The 1124-nt window shown below is 67.6% G+C and carries 1 protein-coding gene; it reads right to left on the bottom strand.

What is annotated here, in order from left to right; translation table 11 throughout:
- A partial coding sequence (locus AB0F81_RS51370; RefSeq protein ID WP_360211819.1) for an IS481 family transposase occupies nt 1-988 on the bottom strand: 988 nt, incomplete at its 3' end.
- Nucleotides 989-1124: the final 136 nt, after the last annotated feature.

The following is a 1124-nucleotide window of genomic DNA, read 5'->3' as shown; positions in this document are numbered from 1 at the left end:
TGTGATGTCCAGCCAGGTTGTTCAACCGGGTGATGGGTGCGCGTTTGCCGATGGCGGTGTGGGGTCGATGGTGGTTGTAGTCGTGCAGGAATGCCGGTAACGCGGCGCGGCGGGCTTTCTCCGAGGTGTAGAGCTTGGCGAAGGCCCAGCCGTCGGCCAGGGTGCGGTGGAAACGCTCGATTTTCCCGTTGGTCTGCGGCCGGTAGGGGCGGGTCTTCTTCACGGTGATGTTCAGCTCGGCGCAGGTGGCGGTCCAGAGCCGGGATTTGTAGGCCGAGCCGTTGTCGGAGAGCACCCGGTGAACGGTGACGCCACGGTCGGCGAACCAGGCGACGGCGCGGCGTAGCACGCCGGTGGCGGTGATCGCGGTCTCGTCGTCATGGATCTCGGCGTAGGCGACGCGGGAGTGGTCGTCGATGACGGTATGCACGAACGCGGTGCCGATCAGCGGGCCTCGGTGCTTGCTGCGGGGTCTGTCTGGTGTGGCGGCCCGGTTCTTGCCGCCCTGCTGGCGGCCGAGGTAACGCCAGCCGCCGCCGTCGGGCACGTTGCCGAGTTTCTTGACGTCGACGTGCAGCAGGTCGCCGGGCTGGTCGTGCTCGTAACGGCGGATCGGTTCGCCGGTGCCGCGCTCAAGGTGGCTGAGCCGGTTGAGCCGGCGCCGGCGCAGCACCGCGTGCACGGTGGAAGCGGCCAGGCCGAGCTGGTCGGCGATCGGGACCGGGCCGAGGCGTCGTTTACGGCGCAGGTGCACGATCTTGCGGACGATCGGTGCGGGGGTGAGGTTCGGTTGCCGGTGCGGCCGTGATGACCGGTCGGTCATGCCGGCTTCGCCTTCGGCGCGGTAACGGGCGGCCCACTTCGCGGCGGTGCGCCAGGACACGTCGTAGCGTTCGGCCGCTCGTGCGGGTGACCAGCCGTCATCCACGATCAGACGCGCCAGCCGCAATCGTGCCCGTGGAGTCAACGCGGCGTTAGCGTGGGACATGAAGGCCTCCAGCCTGGTGAGTGGCGTCTTAGCAGCTCCACTGCACCGTTGGAGGCCTTCATCTGTTCACAAGATCCGTTGCCGATCGTCAGATCGAGTGGTCACACTTGCTCGACCAACGTCCCCGGACATCACA

The sequence above is a fragment of the Actinoplanes sp. NPDC024001 genome (assembly GCF_040638955.1).
Taxonomy (GTDB): Bacteria; Actinomycetota; Actinomycetes; order Mycobacteriales; family Micromonosporaceae; genus Actinoplanes.
The sequence above is the reverse complement of the archived record's forward strand: the minus strand, read 5'-3'. Positions and strand labels throughout refer to the sequence as shown.